We start from the raw sequence: 19,310 nt of genomic DNA, 5'->3' as shown, positions 1-19,310 counted from the left end.
CCCTTCTTTGCATATTCTAAAGTACTAAGGAAATGTAAGGAGGGATTTTATGGATATTCAATTAAATGCTTTACATTATGTATATCTTTTATTTACTCTTTTAATACTTTGGGTAATGATCAGGAAGCGTGATACTTCTTTAGTTTGTATTTTAGGAATATTTATATTAGGAATTATCTCTACATCTTCACTATCTCAAGCATTAATGGGAGTATTTAACTCTTTTATCTATGCCATAGTGGAGTTAATGGGAACAATACTTATTATTTCAGTAATAGTTGGAATGAGTACGATTTTAACCAAAACTGGAGTTAATGAGATAATGATTTCTCCATTTACGAAATTAATAAAAAATCCAACTCTAGCTTACTGGGTCATAGGTATACTTATGATGATAATATCTTGGTTTTTTTGGCCATCACCAGCAGTTGCTTTAATAGGTGCAGTTATGTTACCAGTGGCAGTAAGTGCAGGTCTACCAGCATTAGGTGTAGCCATGGCAATGAATTTATTTGGTCATGGAATAGCATTATCAGGAGATTTTATCATTCAAGGAGCACCAAAGCTTACTGCAGATGCAGCAGGTATTCCAGTTTCAGAAGTTATTACTGCAAGTATTCCGTTGGTTGTTGTAATGGGTTTAGTCACTACTATAATAGCATTTATAATATTAAAAAAAGATTTAAAATCTGGGAAAATTAAAGTGGATAAAGAGAATAAGGGTAAAAGACTAATGGATGAAGATGGAAGCGAGAATATAAAGAATGTATTAAGCTATAAGACTAAAAAGAAGCTTGCTCTGTTTATTCCATTATTATTTATTATAGATATTATAATTATGATTATAGCTAAACTACAAGGTGGAGATGCTACAGCTTTAATAGGAGGGACTGCTATATTTATACTTATTATGGTTTCTCTATTGACCCATAAGGGAAATGCTTTGGAAGAGATAACTAGATATTTAGTATCAGGGTTTAAATTTGGATTTGAAATATTTGGTCCAGTGATACCAATAGCAGCTTTCTTCTATTTAGGAGATGATGGATTTTTAAAGGTTATTGGTGAGTTCCTGCCACAGGGTTCTGAAGGATTGGTAAATGATTTAGGAATTGCTTTAGCTAATATTGTACCACTAAATGCTGGAGTAGGAGCAGTAACGTTGACAATAGTAGGGGCTATAACTGGATTAGATGGTTCAGGTTTTTCAGGTATATCCTTAGCAGGTTCCATAGCTAGACTATTTGGTTCAGCAATAGGTAAAGGTATAGCTACACTTACTGCATTAGGCCAAGTTTCGGCGATTTGGGTAGGAGGAGGTACATTAATACCCTGGGCTGTTATTCCAGCAGCAGCTATTTGTGGAGTAGATCCATTTGAACTTACAAGAAGAAATTTTAAACCTGTAGTTATAGGATTGGTTGTAACTACAATAGTAGCAATGTTTATAATGTGATTAAAGGACTGGATTTTTAGAGTAAATAAAAATCCAGTTTTTTTATATATACATATAAAGATATGTATATTAGTAGGTTGTATGATATAATATATTGTTGTATAAAAGTAAAATTATAGGAGGTATGAGTGTGAAAAAAATCTTAATGTTATTTATGTCATTGATTATTATATTATCGGGAATTGCTGGATGTAGCAATAGTACAGATGGTAAACAAAAGGAGTCTAAGAACATTAAATTTTACTATCAAGATGGAACACCAGCTTTAACAGTTGCTAAATTAGTAAAAGAAAATTCAATTGTAGATGAAAACATAACAATTGAATATGAAATGCAGAAGTCACCAGATTTATTAGTTTCAAAGATATTAAAGGAAGAAGCTGATATTGCAATAGTTCCATCAAATTTAGCGGCTCAAGCATTTAATAAAGGTATTCAATATGAAATAGTAGGTACTTCTATATGGGGTTCACTTTATTTAGCTAGTACAGAGGATATAAAAGGATTTGAAGAATTAAAGGGTAGGGAAATATATACATTTGGAAAGGGACTTACTCCTGATTTAGTTTTTAGTCTTATTTTATCTAAAAATGGTATCGATTTAGATAAGGATGTGAAAATCAATTATTTAAATTCTGCAGCAGAAGTTGGTCCTGCATTTATAGGTGGAAAAACTAATTTGGCAGTTTTAGCAGAACCTTTGTTAACTACTGTAATGATGAAAAAACAAGATGCTAAAATAATCTTAGATTTAAATGAAGAATGGACTAAGGTAGCAGAAACTGAAAAAGGATATCCTCAAGCTAGTTTAATAATTAAAAAAGATTTAATAGACAATGATAAGGAGTTTGTGGAGAAGTTTATTAAGGCATATGAAGAAAGTAGAAGATGGACAATAGAACATCCAAAGGAATTAGGTGAATATGCTGAAGAATTAGAGATTAGTGTAATGAAAGAGACAATAGAGAAAGGAATTAGATGGACAAATATAGAATCCTTTGATATTAATGATGGTAAAGAAGAATATGAAGCCTATTACAAGGCTATATTAGACTTTGCACCTGAGTTTATAGGAGGAAAAATGCCAGATGAAGAAATATATTTTGAAAGATAGAAGATTATCTATTATTTCAAAAGCTATAATAGTTATTATATGGATTTTACTATCAAGAATTGTAAATAACGAAGTAATATTTCCTACATTAAAAAGTATATTTATTAGTCTTGTAGATATAATTAAAAATCCAAATTTCTTGATTATTATAGGATATTCTTTATTAAGGAGTTTTATAGGCTTTATAATTTCATTATCTTTAGCCGTTATAATTGGTATTCTTTCTGGTATTTCTAAAATTATATATAATCTAATGATTCCTATAATAAATTTTTTAAGTTCAGTGCCCACTATGGCAATTATTATATTGACCCTTATATGGTTAAATAATGAATTTGCACCTATGTTTGTAGGATTTATTATGGTATTTCCTATATTATATGAAACAGTTTTAAAAGGAATATTAAATATAGATAAAGATATTATAACTATGGCACAAATATATAAAGTGGATAAAAAGACCATTATAAAGGATATCTACATACCAAGTATTTTTATAAGTTTAAGTAATATTTTCTCATCTGCATTAGGAATTAATTTAAAGATGGTAATTGCAGGGGAAGCTTTATCACAACCTAAATATGCCATAGGTAGCAACCTTCAATTGCAAAAAATATATTTAAACACTTCAGGTGTTTTTGCTTGGATAATAATAATTCTTATTATTGCTAAAATATTTAAATCTATATTAGAAGGGATAAAATTTTTATGTATCAAATCAAGAATATAAATAAAAATTACAATGATTTGAAAGTGTTAAATGATATTAATATTGACTTCCAAGAGAACAAAACCACATGTGTTTTAGGACCATCTGGATGCGGAAAAACTACTCTTTTAAATATAATAGCAGGAATAATAAATAAGGATTCCGGAGAAATAATTGGATTTAAAGACAAGGATATAAGCTTTGTATTTCAAGAGGATAGACTTATTGAATGGAAAAATGTAAAAGATAATATAAATTTCGTTTTAAAAGGGAAAATAAGCAAATATAAAATAGAAACTACTATAGATAAATACTTAAAGTTAGTTGATTTAGAGAAATATAAATACTATTATCCTAAAGAACTCAGTGGTGGAATGAGACAGAAGATAAGTATATTAAGAGCTTTTGCTTATCCGTCGAAACTACTTATAATGGACGAGCCATTTAAATCTTTAGATATTAATAGTAAACAAGTATTAATAGGATTTTTTAGGGAATTACGAATAATGGAAAACAAAACATGTATTATAGTAACCCATGATATAGAAGAAACTTTAACATTAGGAGATAGTATTATAATACTAACAGAAAAGCCTGCTAAAGTAAAGAAGGTAATAGAGTTAAATGGAAATGAAGAAAATAAGATTAAATTAAGGGAAGAAATAGAAAGGGAACTAATGTTTTAATAAGCAAAGTATAATGCCCACTTTATTTAGTGCATAATTGAATAAAGTGGGTATTCATTTATCAAGGGGGAATGCCAATTGATCATATATTTAGCTATGATTGAAAATGATAGTGATAAATCTAAATTTGAAAGATTATATATTACATATAAACAGATTATGTTTTATAGGGCGAAAGAGATATTAAGGGATAGTCATCTTGCAGAGGATGCAGTTCACCAAGCTTTTATTAATATTATTAAAAATTTAGATAAAATTGATGAAAATAATTGTCACAAAACCAAAGCTTTTATCGTTATAGTTATTGAGAACTCAGCCATAGATATGTACAGGAAGTTAAAAAAAGAAAAGAACATTTCAATAGATGACATAGGATATGAGATAAAAGATATGACTTATTCTGCAGAGGATATATTTGAAGAAAATAATGAAAGCACAATCATAAAAGCTATAGCTTCATTACCTTTAAGTTATTCCTTAGTAATAAGACTAAAATATAGTCATGGTTATAGTAATAATGAAATAGCACAAATTCTAAATATAAATGAGGATAATGTTCGTAAGCGATTGTCCCGTGGAAAGAAAAAGTTAGCAAAGATTTTAGAAAGACTGGAGATTGAAAGCTATGAATAAGATTGAAGTAACCGATGAACTACTTTATGAATTAGTTCCAAAGGTAGAAAAATGCTTATTAGATCAGTTGCCTTCTGATAAAGAGTTAAGCCACACTTTTTCAAAAGCTTTTAAAAAGAAGAAGATGAAAAAACTTATAAAGGAAAATAGGGATAAATATTTTATAAAATCATTTAAAAAGATAGCCGTCGCCTTTTTAATAATAGTTTCTATAATATTGACAACAGTAATGAGTGTGGAAGCATTAGGAGCGAAAATGTTTAAGATAATTAAAGAAATTTATAAGGAATTGAGTTCCATATCTTTTGTGGTAGATAATGATGATTATAGTCTGGAACTTATAGTTATGGAACCCAAATATATTCCTAAAGGATTCGAGAAAACTGATACTGAAATCTTATATACTATGATTTTTATAATTTATAACAATAAAGATGGAGAAGAAATTATATATAGGCAAAGTAAAATAACAAATGGTACAAGTATAATAGATACAGAAAATGCTGAAATAGAGGATATATTAATAAATGGATATAAAGGTCAGATAGTTTTAAAAAATGGTACGAATCATTTAATATGGTTTGATGAAGAATACTTTTACAGCATTAGATCTACTATTAAAAAAGAAGAATTAATAAAAATGGCTGAAAGTATAAAATAAATATAGAAATAAAGTGTCACAAAACGCCTTTTGATTTCGTTATAGTAGATACAATGATAAATTAAGGAGGCGTTTTTATGTGTTTAAAAAGGTTAGTAGGAATATTTGTATGCTCAATTGTTCTAGCAGGCTCCATAGGACAAGCATATGCAGTTTCCAATGATAACACAGATTTGCTGCAAGATAGAGTAATAAGTCCTCAAATGACCTATATTAGTGATGCAGGTAGTTATATCACAATAACATCTGCAGGACAAGCTATGGTAGAGTGTTATGTTCTAGGAAATAGTAGCACTGTAACAAAGGTGAATATTAAAGCTGAATTACAGCAATTTACAAATGGTAAATGGACTACTATAGAAACTTGGACAACATCAAGTAATAGTTATAAAGTGACACTTGCAAAATCCAGACAAGTATCAAAAGGATATTCATATAGGGTGGTTGGAAATTTTACTGACTATAGCGGAAGTAATTCTGAATCTCAAGTTGTAAAAAGTAGTGAATCTAGGTATTAAAGATTTATATACATAATTGAGAAAGGAAGTGATTTCAATGGTGATATAACACTATAAGGATAGAATATAATGATTAGATAGAATTGGGGGAAACAATGGTAAGGGAATGAGATAATATTAAAATATAAGTTTCTTAAGATTTTAGATAAGGGATAGCTTTTCCAATGAATAAATATATAAAAATACTAGGGGGGATTTAAAAATGAAAAAACAAATAAGGCACTAATATTAATATGCCTTTGCGTAATAATGATTTTTACATCAACATATAATGCTTTGGCAGTAAAGATTGATACTTTAGATGAAGATAAAGAATTTATAAAGGACACTATCCAAAAATATTTTGAAAGTTATTATGAAACTCTGAAAACAGGAGCATATATTGATGTAGCTAATTTATTTATTGATAATGAAGAAGCAATAATACCGCAAAGGATACTAAAAAACAATTTGTTACTTTTTAAAGAATTTGGAAGAAACTATACTTTTTATGAATTAAAAATAGACTTTAAAGACATAGAAGTAAATAAAGATATTGCTAGAGCAGAAGTTATCGAAAATGCAGAATTTCATTACAATACAGTGCCAGAAGATATTATTTCAAGAATCGGAAATGTTCAGTATGTAATAGAACTAAAAAAGATTGATGGAAATTGGAAAATGTCTTCTATAGATTCAGAAAACAATCTAGATTATGAATTTGTTAGAGAACAACTTAAAGAATACAATAATCAAATTTCTAGACAGTCAAAAAAACAATATATTGAGAATGTATTTGATGAAAAAGATAGCTATACTAAAACATTAAAAAATTCTTTGGAAAAAAGCCTAGGAACTACCCCTATAATTGAAATAAATGATGAAGATATTAATACCGATGATATAATTTTACAGGGGACATATAGCTATAACATTGATAGAGGAATAAGATATGCAAGGAAGTATGCATATGCATCAAAACTTTCAAACTCAGAGAAAATATTTGCTGATTGCGATCCTGATTGCACAAATTTTGTTTCACAATGTATATGGGCTGCTTATGGAGGATGGGATGAAAGTAGTGTTACTAATAGTAGAAATAATGTACACAATAAAGTAAGAATGACAAGTGAATGGTATGGTTCAAAATGGGGGTATGGAGCTTTTTCAAATGCGTGGGCTGGTGTCCCTTATCTATATAATTACGTTACAAAGTCAAAAGCTACGGGTCCAAATGGATATGGATATGGAGAAGCATCTCCTAGAAATTTTGATTTAGCGCGAGTTGGTAGAGGAGATGTTATACAGCTTTATAATAGTTCGTGGGGAAATTGGAGACATTCACTATATGTAAGCTATGCTTATGGAAAGGATCCTAATGACCCAATAGTTTTGGTTTGTGCTCATTCAGGAGAAGCTAGAGATGAAGATATAATAAAATATCTAAATAAGCCTAATAATACTAAAGTAAGAGGACTTTATTTTTCATCAGGAAATTTTGATAAATAATTCGATATTAAATGTTAGAAGGGACTTTCTGGCTCCCTTCTAATAATATTCATAAAATGGCAAGGAGGAAATTATAGTGAAAAAAATTTCTAGGATATCTGTCTTTTTAGTTATAGTACTAAATCTTGTTAGCTGCAATGGAAAAAACACAGGATTTAATGAAGATAATATGTTGACTCAAGCTAACGAAGCTAAATATAGAATAGATAAAACTGATATGAATGATGTAATTTCTGACTATATAACTATCCGACTCTCTGGTTTCAGACCAGTTTATAAAAAGTTTGAAGCCCATGAAATATATGGAGTAGAAGAAAAAGATGATAAGTTAATAGTATATTTGTATTTTTCACTTGACGGTTATTCATTTAGCGACGGATATTTTAAATCAGAAACGGGAACTAATACTGGAGCTATAGTAGAATTAACTGAAAAGGAAGGAGAGTATGAAATAATCTCCTTTGAAGAAATGCTTACCAATGATGAAATTATAGATAGATTTCCTAAGGAATATGCAGAAAAAGCATTATATGGAGATCATAAGGGATTATATGATGAAGTAAGAAGAAAAGTCAACAATTGGCTAAAAGCAGAAAGAAGGACAGAAGAAATAAAAGAATATTAAATTAGAATTATGTAATATGGTTCTAGCGAGACACTAGAACCATATAATAATGCTATTATCTAAATATATCCATACTTTTTTCTTCAATGAATTGATTAGTATATAGATTATAGTAATAACCTTTCTTTTTAATTAATTCCTTATGACTTCCTGATTCTTGGACTTTACCATCTCTTATAACTAAAATCCTATCTGCGTTTCTTATAGTAGACAATCTATGAGCTATAACGAAGGAAGTCCTTCCATCTAGTACCTTGTGAATAGCATCCTGAATAATCTTTTCAGTTTCTGTATCTATAGATGAAGTAGCTTCGTCTAATACAAATAATCTTGGATTACGGACAACTGCTCTTGCAAAGGATATAAGTTGTTTTTGTCCAGTAGAAAGTAATCCTCCGCCTTCGCCAACTTCTGTATCATATCCTTTTTCAGTATCCATAATAAAATCATGAGCATCGACTAATTTACTTGCAGCTATGATTTCTTCATCTGTAGCTTCTAAATTTCCATATCTAATATTTTCCCTAATAGTTCCGCTGAATAGATGAGGAGCTTGCAATACATATCCAAGATTTTCATGGATCCAGTTTTGTGGCATATTCTTATAATCTATATCATCAATTAAAATCTCACCATCTGTTGGCTCATAAAATCTACAAAACAAATTTACTATAGTCGATTTTCCTGAGCCAGTTTCACCGACTAATGCTATTGTTTCTCCAGGTCTAACCTTTAGATTGAAATTGTCAAGTATGGTTTCACCATTTTTATATGAAAATGATACATTCTTAAATTCTACAGCTCCCTTAATTTCAGGCCAAAGTTCTTTTTTAGGATTTAATAAATCTCCATATTTATCTACGACTTCATCACTATCTAATATAGCAGGAACTTCATTTAATAAAGAAAAGATTCTTTCTGCTGAAGCTTGAGCTGCTTGTAATTCTGCAAATATTACAGCTATTTGACGTACTGGTTCATAAAACTGGGCTGTATAAGATATAAAAACTACTAATGTTCCATAAGAAAGAGTGCCTAATAAAACCCCTTTACCACCATAGTTCAATGCTAAAGCAGTACCTATACTAGCTAAGGTAAGTATAATAGGTAGATAAATTGATGAGATTACAGTAGCTCTTATGGATTTATCTTTCATAGATGTTGTTATCTCAGAAAACTCATGAAGATTTAAATCTTCCCTAACTAGTGTTTTCGTAGTTTTAGCTCCTTGGATATCTTCATTATATGCAGCTGTAATCTTTGAATTTATCTTTCTTACCTCTCTTTGAGCTTTTAATATTTTACTTTGGAAATAAAAGCTAATAACTGCCAATATAGGTATTACAGATAATGTAACTAAAGCTAGTTTAAAGTTTAGTTTCATCATTGCAATAGTTATAAAAGTCATCATAGAGAAACCCCATGCAAGGTCTACTAATGACCAAGAGATGGTTTCTGACAGTCGACTGATATCAGATGTCATTCTTGCCATTAACCATCCAATGGCTTTATCATCATAATAGGATAGAGGTAAAAGTTGGAGTTTTTCAAAACCAATTCTTCTAATATCATAGGCCATTTTTGTTTCTAATTTTCCAGCTAATGCTATAAATAAATAAACCGTAATACCTAGCATAATTACTGCAGAGAAATAAACAATACCAAATCTTTCTATACCAATAATAGTATTTTTCTCTACAAAGTTATCTATAGCATATTTTGTCATTAATGGGAATATAGAATCTAGCATTCCCAGACATATCATCATTATAGATAATATAAAGAACTGCTTTTTATATGGTTTCAAAAGTTTGAAAAAGTTTTTCCATATATTAATTTCTATTTTATCTTGATTATTATTTGTCTGTGTCAAATTAACACCTCCTATGCATTTATCACTTCATCATCTAAAGAATTTTGTATAGTGTATATTCTTTTATATAATCCGTCTTCAGAAATTAGAGTATTATGAGTACCTCTTTGTACAATTTTCCCTTTGTCTATTACTAATATTAAATCTGCTTCTGATACAGTTGAAATCCTATGAGAAATAATAAAAGTAGTAGATTTATTTTTTCTATTATTAAGAGCATTTCTAATTGAAATATCAGTTTCAGTATCTACAGCAGATAGGGAATCGTCAAATACAACAATAGGGCAATTATTAATAATGGTTCTTGCAATAGCCATTCTTTGTTTTTGACCCCCAGAGAGAGAAACACCACGTTCTCCTACAATAGTTTCGTATCCATCTTCAAAAGATTTTATATCTTCATGAATTGAAGCAACTTTTGCAGCATCAAAGACCCTTGAGTCTTTCACTGATGGATTAGCAAGTCTGATATTTTCTTTTATTGTTTTAGCATATAGGAATGGCTCCTGTAGCACTAGCCCGACATTTTTTCTAATCCAAGATTTATCTATTTTGTTTAGCTCAATACCATCAATTTTAATAGAACCATTATTATATTCATATAATCTTGGTAATAAATGTACCAAGGAAGATTTCCCAGAGCCCGTAGGTCCAATTAACGCAATCGTTTCTCCAGATTTAACTTCAAAGGAAAGATTGGATAAGACTGGTTTATTTTCTTCATATTCAAAATAAACATTTTTAAATTCAATATTGCCTTTGATTTCAGGTTTGTTATTATTTTCATCTAACAACTCTATAGGTTCTTCAAATATTTTCTCAATTCTTTGTAAAGAAACAAAGGCTTTGCCCATATCTGTTAAAGTTCTACCCATTTGCCTAACTGGCCAGATTATCATATTAATATAACTAACAAAGGCAACAAAAGATCCAAGAGATAATTCACCTGTATATGCAAGGTAGCTACCAACTATAATAACAAAACCAACTTGGCACATACTAAGAAAATCAGATATAGCCCAATATGCTGATAAATCTTTTATTAGTTTATAAGTCAAATCTTGATATTCTAAATTTTTCTTATCAAATTTATCAACTTCATATTTTTGTCTAGAAAAAGCCTTTACAACTCTTACTCCTGTTAGATTTTCTTGAAGAGTAGTAGTCATTCTTGCTTCTGCCTCGTCTGCAGCTTCAAATGCCTTTTTAATCTTAGTAAAAAATATAAATGAAAATATAAAAGTTATGGGCAATATTATTATAGATATCATAGTCATCTTAATGCTCATAATGAACATTATATAGACTATAAATACTAACATAAATATTGAACCAGCAACTTCTACAAGTTGTATAGCTAAAAATCTTCTTATGGTATCTACATCTGATGTACATTTCTGTATAAGTTCACCAGTTTCTGATTTTACATGATACTCATATGGAAGTCTTTGAATATGGTCGTATAGTTCATCTCTTATTTTCTTTGTAGTGTTTTCTGCAGATTTACTAGATAAAGTATTTTTTAAATATAAAAATATTCCTCTTAAAATGGCTACTGAAATGAGCAAAGCTCCTATAAGCCATAAATTTTGTTTTAAATAATCTTTACCGCCTAAGAAATTAACCATTTTTTGAATAAATGAAGAGTCAATTATTTCATTACCAATTATGCTATCAATTGTTGTTCTTAGTATTAGAGGAGTAACAGTGGTAAGTATTTGAGATATAAGAATTGCTATCATTCCAAATAAATAAATAATCCTGTACCCTTCCATAAAATTCAGCAGTTTCTTTAAGTTTTTCATTATATCCCTCCTTAATAAAAAAACCATAGGTTTGGGCCTATGGTTAATTACGTTTATATAGAGACACGAATATCCTAGTAAGGATTATAAAATATAAAAAACCATAGGCGAACACACCTATGGTATAAAAGTCAATGGCAAAAAATCAGAATTCGTACCTAGGTCGTGCTGCTAAAATTATTAAATTTTCTTTATCATTAAGTACAAAATTCATTCTTATCATCTTCACGACCTCCTTTCTTATATTTACCAATAATTCAATTATATATCAAAGTTTAGAAAAATCAAGTTATTTTTGTAAAAATAATAAAATTAAAATAAAAAATAAAGAAACAATTTCTTAAATACAAAAATTGTTTCTTTATTTTTTATTTATTAATATATTTAGAGAACCAGTTCTTTCCTTTTTTATTTTCAATTCTACAGAAATCGTCTATGGGTATATCTTCATCAATACACCATTTTTTTATATTTTGTTCTAATTCACAAGGTATTTTAGCTGCAGTTCCACAACTTGAACTAACTTGCCTAGGTACAGGCATTAGTTTTACAGAGATACCTTTATCCTTCATAGAGTTTTCAAAAATTAAAGCATGTTGAGTAACATGAAATGTAACTACACAGTAAGAGTATTCCATTAGATCACCTATTTTTTGATGTTAATTTTATATTCTCCATTATTTTCTTCTACATTTATATTATACCCTTTTCCATTTACAAATCTAGTAATATTTTCAACTGCAACATGAGTATCAACTAAAACTTGTAATTCCTTATTAGGATTATTATCAATCTCATTCTTAGTCATAATAACAGGTTCAGGACAAGACCTACCTCTAGCATCAATAATATTAGCCATTGATTTTTACCTCCTTAGATTGAGATTTAGATTTCTTGTTACTTATTACAACACTATAGGCTAGGAACAGCACAAATACTATTCCAATCATAACGGAAATTTGACCATTAGGTGTGGAGCCTTTGGCGCTAGATGCTAAACCAAAGTTATGTGCGAATGCAGCACCTGTGATAAGACCTAATACTGTAATTCCGGCATCACCATCTCCTTGACTAGCTAAGATGGTCTGTCTAATTGGACATCCGCCAAGTAAAACAGAGCAAAGGCCTACAAGAGTCATACCTAGTAGATTCCAAATATGATTTGAATGAGCTACTGGTTGACCTTCAAAACCTAATTTAAAGCTGCTAAAGTTTAAGATAAGATTACCAGCTAGATTAAATATAAAAATGCCAATTAGACCCCATAGGAAATGATAATCTTTAATTAATATAGCATCCCTAAATCCACCAGCAGTACAAATTCTGCTTCTTTGAAGAACTATACCAACTACTGCGCCTAAAATCAAAGATATAATAATAGGAGCTGCCATAGAACCAGGACCTTCTGTACTAAATAATATAAATGCAGGTTTGATGACTAAGAAAATAAGTAAAATAACAGCTATTATTGGGAAAATAAATCCTGTAATCTTAGGTTGTTCTATACTCTTGCCAAGTGTATAACCTTTCTTAAGAAATTGTACACCGATAAAGATTCCAATTACATATCCAACAAGTCCTACTACAGCGTTTAAATCTCCATTTCCTAATCTTAAAAGCATTCTAAGGGGGCATCCTAAAAATACAAGACCACCTATCATTAAAAAGAATCCTAAAACAAATCTTATTAGTGGGGAGGATCCGCCTTTTACTTTAAAGTCTCCAGTCATATAGGAAATAATAAAAGAACCAAAGACAATACCAATTATTTCTGGTCTTATATATTGCACCACCTCTGCCCTATGAAGGCCTAAAGCACCGGCAATATCCCTCCAGAAACATGCAATACATATTCCCATATTACCAGGATTTCCAAGTTTCATGAGAATAGCACCTATAAGACCAATAATACCACCATAGATAAACATTTTACGCTTACCACTCATTTACAAAACCTCCTTTGAAAAATAATTATCAATCTTACTTAGATTATATAAAATTAAGGTTAGATATAAAAATAGAAGATATCAATAACTAATTTATGAGTATAGATATCTTCTATACATAAAGTGGACTCTATGGAAATATATTGCAATTTATTATTTTAATAAACATTCTTCTAATAAATCTATGTCAATGATTTTAATATTATTTTTATGATAGTCAATCATACCATCTTCCTTCATTTTCATTAATTCTCTTGATAAAGAGGGACGAGGAGTATTCAATAATTCAGCCATTTTTTTTCTGCAAAAAGGTAATGTTAATATTTTGTTTTTTTGCTTACTATATTCAACTAAAATAATATTAGCTATTTTCTTTCTTACGGTATCATAAGATAAATTAGTTATTCTATCGTTTAACATTAAAATCCTATTAGATAATACTGATACAAAATTGTTTAATATCCTATCATCAAGTCTCATTAGGTTAATTATATCGTATTTACTTATATACATTATTTCTGAATTGCTGGAAGACACTATGGTGGCAGGATATTTATGTCTGCCAGAGAAGATAAGGGCTTCACCAAATACATTTCCAGCTTCAAAATTATTTATTGTAAGGATTTTTCCAGAGGGAAATGGCTTATGAATCTCAACAGTTCCAGATAATATTATACCTAAGCTGCTACAATCATCTTCCTCTATTGCAATTATATCATTCTTTTTATAATTAATTATTTTATAGGGAATATTAATTATTAAATCATTTATCTCGTTTGTATTTAAATTTTTAAATAATATGGATTTATTTAAACTATCTAGATATTTTTCCATAAAAACATCCTTTCTAAAATTCGATATATAAATTAATCTAAAGTTTTATAGATTTTATTAAATCTAGCTTTGCCATAAAATTTGAGGGATGACTCAATTTTAATTTTAGAATTAAAACAGTAATTATAATAATAAATACAATAAAGATTAATTAACCATATAACCATATTCAAACAATCTTGGATAATCAAATTTTATTTTCTTTAATTCAGAAAAAGAAATATCAATAATATTAAAATAAACATCATTCGTATATTTATCGAAATATATAGTATAAGGTCCTTCAAAAATATAATACCGAGAAAACTCTTCAATGAATTTTAAATTATTTATATTTTTTCTTAAGTGACTTGATACATTTTTTAAAAGATCTTCATCAGGATTATAGAGAATCATATAATTTTGTTCAAAATTATTATAAGCACTTTCTAAATTGTTTTTCAAATAACTATAAGCATTTTCATAAGAAATAGGCAGAATATCTAATTTAGAATCAATGGTGATAATTGAACTGTGTGCAATTAAATCAATGTCAGAAGAATTATAATATCCAACATTCAATTCCATTATTTCGCAGACAAATCTTAAAGGTACATATATTAAATCGTGCATAATCAATGGTGATACTTGCATCTCATATTCTTCACCATTAATATTTGCAACTTTATTGTTAATCTCCAATATAATTTTGGAATCATTAGAACTAATAATAAACTTATTATTTTCTTCTACTTGATTTACTGTCCAACCTAAAATTTCACTTAATCTTACTATAGGTGCTAAAATTATATTATCTCTATTTACTAATCCAACATTTGTTTCATATCTTCTACCATTAATTAATAAGAGCATAGCAGGATTTAAATATGAAATATCTAACTTTGTTCCATCTTGAAAAAAATATTCATATGTAGATATTAACTCTTGAGGGGCAATTTCTTTCATATCATGCTCACAATAAAAACTTAAATCTGCAACAGTTATATTCTCAGCTTCAACAAAATTCATGTTCATTATTCCTACCAAGATAAATAAAACAAATAAAGACACCCTTTTCATATTAATCTCTCCTTTTTAGATTTTATAATATACGACATAAACCATTTCTCTATTAACCAAAAAAACGTTAAATTATTTAAATTTGATTATATAAATTTGATTATATTATATACTAAATAAAATTAATAATAAAAACAAGGCTAATTTTGAAATCATATAAATTAATAATAAAAAATCTAGTATAAATGAATTTTTTTTAAAAAAATGGGTAAAAAGAATTAGAACAAAACTATTTATACATTAGATTTTGTCTAAGATGTAAAATAATAGATATTTTTGGGAGGTTTATGTATGACTTAATTTGGTTATTTGTCTATTTTATATTTTAGAACATTTTTTATAAAATCAAAAAGGAGCTATTGTAATGAATAAGATTATGCTAATTAGTAAATTAAATCCCCAGGATTACACCGAGGACAAGAAAAAAATATTTTTTTCCTTAGGTGAAATGAACATACCTACTATTGAAAATAAGATTATTGATGTGTTGCATAAATCTGGCTTAGTAGGATTAAACGATATAGTTTTAAAATATAACGGAATAGAGTTGAATATTACAACACAGCAAATACCAAATATAGTAAAACTTTTGTGTAATGAAAATATTTCTATATATAGTATCTACCAATTTTATAATCCAGATTTATAATATAGTAGGAGTGATAGAAGATTCGAAGAGGTGATCATATGAAGAATTTTGACCATATAAAAAGGAAATTAGTATTAGCAATAATAGTTATAGTAATTATATTAGGCATTACTGGATATATTAAAGTTTCAACAGTACGAAAAACAAATCTTCTATCAAATAGGGTTGAGGAAAATATTCTTAGATTAGTGGAATTATCAACTGTAAAATACAACTATACTAATATAGCTGAATACGAAGACAATATAGAGCTAAGTGGCATAAGTATACCATTTACTAATAAGAAATTTATTTTGAAATATAGTGGATATATTAAAGCTGGCATAGATTTAAGTTCTATAGAAGTTAATTTAAAGGATAAAGAGACTATAGAAATAAAAATGGATAAAGCAAAAATATTTGAAAATGTAATTCCAGAAGAGGATGTTTATTTTTATGATGAAAGGGACTCTGTATTTAATAAGTTAAGCTTCAAAGATTTATATGTAGTTCTTATACAGGAAAAAGAAAAGATGAAAGAAGAGGTAATACAAAAAGGAATATTAAATGATGCCGAAAAAAATGGAAAGGAAGTGATTACTTCTTTGTTAGAAGGAATGGGATTTAAAAAAATTACAATTGTATTTGAGTAGCTAAAAAAATTCCCCCTAAATTTTAATATAATTTTATAATATTCAAACTAAATTATAAGATTAATTTATGAAATTATAGCATATTAATGTTAGAAGGGGGGATATGATGAACAAAGATCTTGGAATGTTTATTTTAATAATTTTATTAGTAACTATTTTTTTAATTTTGGGAAGCTATATGCACAGATATTCTACTATGAAAAAATTTAGCTTGGAAGATGTGTATTTAAAAAGCAAATCTCAAAATTATACAATATTAATTGAAGTGGAAAAAAAACAACTAAAATTAGTAGATAGGGAAAGTGAAAGTGTAATAAAAACATATCCAATAGCGACTGGAAGACCAAATTCACCAACTCCTCTAGGTACATTTGAAATAATAGAAAAGGCACAATGGGGTGAAGGATTTGGTACTAGATGGATGGGACTTAATGTCCCTTGGGGTAAGTATGGAATTCATGGTACAAATAAACCAGGCTCTATTGGTGGAAATTTATCTGCAGGATGTATTCGTATGATGAATAGAGATGTAGAAGAACTTTATTCAATGGTAGAAAATAATACATTGGTTATTATAAGTAATGGAATATATGGACCTTTTGGCCAGGGATTTAGGGACTTAAGACCAGGAGATAGAGGTGCAGATGTCCTAGAAGTACAAAAAAGATTGGCAGAAAGAGGATATTATGACGGTAGTTTAGATGGAATTTATGGAGAGGGCATGAAGTCATCATTGATTAAATATTTAAAGGACAATGATATTATGCTTACAGATAGAATAGATTCTAAAATATATAATGTTTTAGATATTATTTTAATGGAATAATTTATTTGTGATTAAATGGAAAATCTATGGGTATCATTGAAATATAAATAAGTTAACGAAATTAATAAATATAAAATTTTTAATTAACTACGGGAGGTTTATTATGGCATCAGAAAAATTATTAAAAGAACTAAATAATCAATTTAATTTTGAAATATTATCAGCGTATCATTATATGGGAATGGCAGCATATTGCTCAGATGAAAATATGAATGGATTTGCTAATTTCTTCATAGCACAAGCAAAAGAAGAATATTCACATGCTATGAAATTCTATAATTTTATATATGATATGGATGGAAGAGTTAGGACACAAGCTATAGAAGAGCCAAAAAATGATTATAGCTCATTTTTAGAAGTATTTAAGGCTGCTCTTCAACATGAAAAATTAGTAACTTCAAAAATCCATAATTTAGTGACAATGGCAGAAGAAGAAAAATCATATCCAACTATCCAATTTTTACAATGGTTTATTGAAGAACAATTGGAAGAAGAGAATAGTATGAAGGATATAATATTTAAATTGGAAGGAATTAAAGATAATTTCCAAGGACTATATCTATTAGATAAGGAATTAGGAGCGAGACAGTAGAGTAAATATAAAAAGATAGGTCATATGACCTATCTTTTTTAGAATTTATTATTTTCCACTTAGGTTTTGTTGAGCCATTTCAACTAATTTTTTAGTCATATAGCCACCAACATAACCATTTTGTCTTGATGGTAAATTACCTTTATCCATTGAATCGTAGTTTGCCATACCTAATTCAGAAGCAATTTCAACTTTCATTTGATCAAGAGCTTGACGTGCTCCTGGAACAACTATTTTGTTACTACTAGTATTTGTAGTCATTTTTTTATCTCCTTTCAAATCTTAATTTTGTAAAACTTTGGTGTACTAGTATTATGTGTAGAAAATAATTTAATAATCATGTAATATTATCTATTATTGAATTTAGCTTCCATTTCTACCATAAACATCAAATTTTTAAAAAGAGCTTATCCTCCTTTTCATATAGATATAAAAGAAGATCCCTGCAGTTTTAGGGGTTTTCTTTTTGTATATAGAATTTTTCACTTGTCACCTTATTTTTTTTTTCACGTAATATATATTGAACAATTTTTTAGGAGGGAGATAAGATGTATAAAGAATATGATATACAAGATACACCATGTTGCCCCGGTGCATTGGCTAGAGCTTGCGTTCCTTTTCAGTTTATGGATCAAGTATTTAGTCCAAGGGAAGCATTACAGAAGGGTACATTGTTTCCAGAATTATATCAACCATATATAGTTAGGGATAATAGAGAAAGTGGGTGTAGAATGTATGGATAGAACGCAAATGGATTTTCTAGTAGAGTTAATGGAAGTTTCTTTTATATTAGTGGAAACAGCCTTATATTTAGACATACATCCAAATGATGATAAGGCTTTAAGACTTCACAATAATGCATCTCAGAGATATAGTGAATTAGAGACTATGTATCAGGCAAAATATGGTCCTCTAAGAAATACAGGTATGAGTAAATATCCTTGGGGTTATATTGATGGACCTTGGCCTTGGGAAATAAACTTTACTAATTTTTAAAGGAGGATAACCATGTGGGTATATGAAAAAAAATTACAGTATCCAGTAAGAGTAGATACAACTAATCCAACATTAGCAGCAATGATATTAGAACAGTTTGGAGGACCAGATGGTGAACTGTCAGCAGGAATAAGATATTTAACTCAAAGATGGACTATGCCAACAAATGAAGGTAAAGCAATATTAACAGATATAGGCACAGAAGAAT

General features: G+C 28.6%; 24 protein-coding genes. 16 read left to right on the top strand and 8 right to left on the bottom strand.

Translation table 11 applies throughout. The features are described from left to right. The first annotated feature begins 49 nt into the window (after positions 1-49). From ABWP20_RS04435 to ABWP20_RS04395, 9 genes are all read left to right on the top strand, one after another. Complete coding sequence (locus tag ABWP20_RS04435; RefSeq protein ID WP_353094142.1) at positions 50-1,456, top strand: hypothetical protein; 1,407 nt, start codon at positions 50-52, stop codon at positions 1,454-1,456. Between the two features lie 130 nt (positions 1,457-1,586). Further along, positions 1,587-2,570, top strand: coding sequence for an ABC transporter substrate-binding protein (locus ABWP20_RS04430; protein WP_353094140.1), 984 nt, complete (start codon positions 1,587-1,589; stop codon positions 2,568-2,570). Beyond that, the gene (locus tag ABWP20_RS04425; protein WP_353094138.1) at positions 2,545-3,300 is read left to right on the top strand and encodes an ABC transporter permease; all 756 of its coding nucleotides are present in this window, start codon (positions 2,545-2,547) and stop codon (positions 3,298-3,300) included. Before ABWP20_RS04430 ends, ABWP20_RS04425 begins: the two co-directional genes overlap by 26 nt. Then, the gene (locus ABWP20_RS04420) at positions 3,279-3,965 is read left to right on the top strand and encodes an ABC transporter ATP-binding protein (RefSeq protein ID WP_353094137.1); all 687 of its coding nucleotides are present in this window, start codon (positions 3,279-3,281) and stop codon (positions 3,963-3,965) included. Before ABWP20_RS04425 ends, ABWP20_RS04420 begins: the two co-directional genes overlap by 22 nt. Positions 3,966-4,043: 78 nt before the next feature. Beyond that, entirely contained in the window at positions 4,044-4,598 is a 555-nt protein-coding gene (locus ABWP20_RS04415; protein WP_353094135.1) for an RNA polymerase sigma factor, read from the top strand. Continuing rightward, positions 4,591-5,259: a DUF4367 domain-containing protein gene (locus ABWP20_RS04410; RefSeq protein ID WP_353094133.1), complete on the top strand. Its 669-nt coding sequence runs from the start codon at positions 4,591-4,593 to the stop codon at positions 5,257-5,259. Before ABWP20_RS04415 ends, ABWP20_RS04410 begins: the two co-directional genes overlap by 8 nt. 77 nt (positions 5,260-5,336) lie before the next feature. Further along, positions 5,337-5,777 (top strand): hypothetical protein, encoded by a 441-nt coding sequence (locus ABWP20_RS04405; RefSeq protein WP_353094131.1) that lies wholly within the window; start codon positions 5,337-5,339, stop codon positions 5,775-5,777. Between the two features lie 249 nt (positions 5,778-6,026). Continuing rightward, positions 6,027-7,265 (top strand): amidase domain-containing protein, encoded by a 1,239-nt coding sequence (locus ABWP20_RS04400; protein WP_353094129.1) that lies wholly within the window; start codon positions 6,027-6,029, stop codon positions 7,263-7,265. 76 nt (positions 7,266-7,341) lie between these two features. Beyond that, entirely contained in the window at positions 7,342-7,890 is a 549-nt protein-coding gene (locus ABWP20_RS04395; protein WP_353094127.1) for a hypothetical protein, read from the top strand. A 55-nt stretch (positions 7,891-7,945) separates the two neighbouring features. Here ABWP20_RS04395 and ABWP20_RS04390 read toward each other — a convergent pair whose 3' ends face one another. The 7 genes from ABWP20_RS04390 to ABWP20_RS04360 form a co-directional block, all read right to left on the bottom strand. Beyond that, positions 7,946-9,763 carry an ABC transporter ATP-binding protein gene (locus ABWP20_RS04390; RefSeq protein ID WP_353094125.1) on the bottom strand — a complete coding sequence of 606 codons (1,818 nt, stop codon included), beginning with the start codon at positions 9,761-9,763 and terminating at the stop codon, positions 7,946-7,948. An 11-nt stretch (positions 9,764-9,774) separates the two neighbouring features. Next, positions 9,775-11,568 (bottom strand): ABC transporter ATP-binding protein, encoded by a 1,794-nt coding sequence (locus ABWP20_RS04385; RefSeq protein ID WP_353094123.1) that lies wholly within the window; start codon positions 11,566-11,568, stop codon positions 9,775-9,777. Positions 11,569-11,936: 368 nt separating this feature from the next. Then, positions 11,937-12,206 carry a putative Se/S carrier protein gene (locus tag ABWP20_RS04380; protein ID WP_353094122.1) on the bottom strand — a complete coding sequence of 90 codons (270 nt, stop codon included), beginning with the start codon at positions 12,204-12,206 and terminating at the stop codon, positions 11,937-11,939. An 8-nt stretch (positions 12,207-12,214) separates the two neighbouring features. Continuing rightward, positions 12,215-12,427: a sulfurtransferase TusA family protein gene (locus ABWP20_RS04375; RefSeq protein ID WP_353094120.1), complete on the bottom strand. Its 213-nt coding sequence runs from the start codon at positions 12,425-12,427 to the stop codon at positions 12,215-12,217. After that, on the bottom strand, positions 12,420-13,514 hold the full coding sequence (gene yedE, locus ABWP20_RS04370; protein ID WP_353094118.1) for a YedE family putative selenium transporter: 1,095 nt from the start codon (positions 13,512-13,514) through the stop codon (positions 12,420-12,422). Before yedE ends, ABWP20_RS04375 begins: the two co-directional genes overlap by 8 nt. A gap of 153 nt (positions 13,515-13,667) precedes the next feature. Continuing rightward, positions 13,668-14,348, bottom strand: coding sequence for a Crp/Fnr family transcriptional regulator (locus tag ABWP20_RS04365; RefSeq protein WP_353094116.1), 681 nt, complete (start codon positions 14,346-14,348; stop codon positions 13,668-13,670). Positions 14,349-14,495: 147 nt separating this feature from the next. Then, positions 14,496-15,407, bottom strand: a complete 912-nt coding sequence (locus ABWP20_RS04360) for a copper amine oxidase N-terminal domain-containing protein (protein ID WP_353094114.1) — start codon at positions 15,405-15,407, stop codon at positions 14,496-14,498. A gap of 364 nt (positions 15,408-15,771) precedes the next feature. Here ABWP20_RS04360 and ABWP20_RS04355 point away from each other — a divergent pair, with 364 nt between their 5' ends. The 4 genes from ABWP20_RS04355 to ABWP20_RS04340 all read left to right on the top strand — a co-directional run bounded on the left by ABWP20_RS04355 (position 15,772) and on the right by ABWP20_RS04340 (position 18,106). Further along, positions 15,772-16,056 (top strand): hypothetical protein, encoded by a 285-nt coding sequence (locus ABWP20_RS04355; RefSeq protein ID WP_353094112.1) that lies wholly within the window; start codon positions 15,772-15,774, stop codon positions 16,054-16,056. A gap of 38 nt (positions 16,057-16,094) precedes the next feature. Beyond that, the gene (locus tag ABWP20_RS04350) at positions 16,095-16,688 is read left to right on the top strand and encodes a DUF4230 domain-containing protein (RefSeq protein ID WP_353094110.1); all 594 of its coding nucleotides are present in this window, start codon (positions 16,095-16,097) and stop codon (positions 16,686-16,688) included. A 106-nt stretch (positions 16,689-16,794) separates the two neighbouring features. Continuing rightward, positions 16,795-17,514, top strand: coding sequence for a L,D-transpeptidase family protein (locus ABWP20_RS04345; RefSeq protein ID WP_353094108.1), 720 nt, complete (start codon positions 16,795-16,797; stop codon positions 17,512-17,514). Positions 17,515-17,617: 103 nt separating this feature from the next. Further along, positions 17,618-18,106 (top strand): ferritin, encoded by a 489-nt coding sequence (locus tag ABWP20_RS04340; protein ID WP_353094107.1) that lies wholly within the window; start codon positions 17,618-17,620, stop codon positions 18,104-18,106. Positions 18,107-18,154: 48 nt separating this feature from the next. Here the strand turns inward: ABWP20_RS04340 and ABWP20_RS04335 are convergent, their stop codons facing one another. Continuing rightward, positions 18,155-18,367 carry an alpha/beta-type small acid-soluble spore protein gene (locus ABWP20_RS04335; RefSeq protein ID WP_353094105.1) on the bottom strand — a complete coding sequence of 71 codons (213 nt, stop codon included), beginning with the start codon at positions 18,365-18,367 and terminating at the stop codon, positions 18,155-18,157. Between the two features lie 287 nt (positions 18,368-18,654). Here ABWP20_RS04335 and ABWP20_RS04330 point away from each other — a divergent pair, with 287 nt between their 5' ends. The 3 genes from ABWP20_RS04330 to ABWP20_RS04320 form a co-directional block, all read left to right on the top strand. Beyond that, positions 18,655-18,849: a spore coat associated protein CotJA gene (locus ABWP20_RS04330; RefSeq protein ID WP_353094103.1), complete on the top strand. Its 195-nt coding sequence runs from the start codon at positions 18,655-18,657 to the stop codon at positions 18,847-18,849. Then, complete coding sequence (locus tag ABWP20_RS04325; protein ID WP_353094101.1) at positions 18,842-19,102, top strand: spore coat protein CotJB; 261 nt, start codon at positions 18,842-18,844, stop codon at positions 19,100-19,102. The genes ABWP20_RS04330 and ABWP20_RS04325 overlap by 8 nt, the downstream gene beginning before the upstream one ends. 12 nt (positions 19,103-19,114) lie before the next feature. After that, a partial coding sequence (locus tag ABWP20_RS04320; RefSeq protein WP_353094099.1) for a manganese catalase family protein occupies positions 19,115-19,310 on the top strand: 196 nt, incomplete at its 3' end.

Origin of the sequence: Tissierella praeacuta, from assembly GCF_040396155.1 — a bacterium.
Classification (GTDB): Bacteria; Bacillota; Clostridia; order Tissierellales; family Tissierellaceae; genus Tissierella; species Tissierella praeacuta_A.
The sequence above is the reverse complement of the archived record's forward strand: the minus strand, read 5'-3'. Positions and strand labels throughout refer to the sequence as shown.

Coding starts and splice junctions, on each gene's coding strand:
- ABWP20_RS04375 (WP_353094120.1), bottom strand. CDS start 12,427: ATGGCTAATATTATTGATGCTAGAGGTAGGTCTTGTCCTGAACCTGTT.
- yedE (WP_353094118.1), bottom strand. CDS start 13,514: ATGAGTGGTAAGCGTAAAATGTTTATCTATGGTGGTATTATTGGTCTT.
- ABWP20_RS04355 (WP_353094112.1), top strand. CDS start 15,772: ATGAATAAGATTATGCTAATTAGTAAATTAAATCCCCAGGATTACACC.
- ABWP20_RS04420 (WP_353094137.1), top strand. CDS start 3,279: ATGTATCAAATCAAGAATATAAATAAAAATTACAATGATTTGAAAGTG.
- ABWP20_RS04435 (WP_353094142.1), top strand. CDS start 50: ATGGATATTCAATTAAATGCTTTACATTATGTATATCTTTTATTTACT.
- ABWP20_RS04325 (WP_353094101.1), top strand. CDS start 18,842: ATGGATAGAACGCAAATGGATTTTCTAGTAGAGTTAATGGAAGTTTCT.
- ABWP20_RS04335 (WP_353094105.1), bottom strand. CDS start 18,367: ATGACTACAAATACTAGTAGTAACAAAATAGTTGTTCCAGGAGCACGT.
- ABWP20_RS04380 (WP_353094122.1), bottom strand. CDS start 12,206: ATGGAATACTCTTACTGTGTAGTTACATTTCATGTTACTCAACATGCT.
- ABWP20_RS04350 (WP_353094110.1), top strand. CDS start 16,095: ATGAAGAATTTTGACCATATAAAAAGGAAATTAGTATTAGCAATAATA.
- ABWP20_RS04400 (WP_353094129.1), top strand. CDS start 6,027: ATGATTTTTACATCAACATATAATGCTTTGGCAGTAAAGATTGATACT.
- ABWP20_RS04385 (WP_353094123.1), bottom strand. CDS start 11,568: ATGAAAAACTTAAAGAAACTGCTGAATTTTATGGAAGGGTACAGGATT.
- ABWP20_RS04425 (WP_353094138.1), top strand. CDS start 2,545: ATGAAGAAATATATTTTGAAAGATAGAAGATTATCTATTATTTCAAAA.
- ABWP20_RS04410 (WP_353094133.1), top strand. CDS start 4,591: ATGAATAAGATTGAAGTAACCGATGAACTACTTTATGAATTAGTTCCA.
- ABWP20_RS04360 (WP_353094114.1), bottom strand. CDS start 15,407: ATGAAAAGGGTGTCTTTATTTGTTTTATTTATCTTGGTAGGAATAATG.
- ABWP20_RS04365 (WP_353094116.1), bottom strand. CDS start 14,348: ATGGAAAAATATCTAGATAGTTTAAATAAATCCATATTATTTAAAAAT.
- ABWP20_RS04405 (WP_353094131.1), top strand. CDS start 5,337: ATGTGTTTAAAAAGGTTAGTAGGAATATTTGTATGCTCAATTGTTCTA.
- ABWP20_RS04345 (WP_353094108.1), top strand. CDS start 16,795: ATGAACAAAGATCTTGGAATGTTTATTTTAATAATTTTATTAGTAACT.
- ABWP20_RS04330 (WP_353094103.1), top strand. CDS start 18,655: ATGTATAAAGAATATGATATACAAGATACACCATGTTGCCCCGGTGCA.
- ABWP20_RS04340 (WP_353094107.1), top strand. CDS start 17,618: ATGGCATCAGAAAAATTATTAAAAGAACTAAATAATCAATTTAATTTT.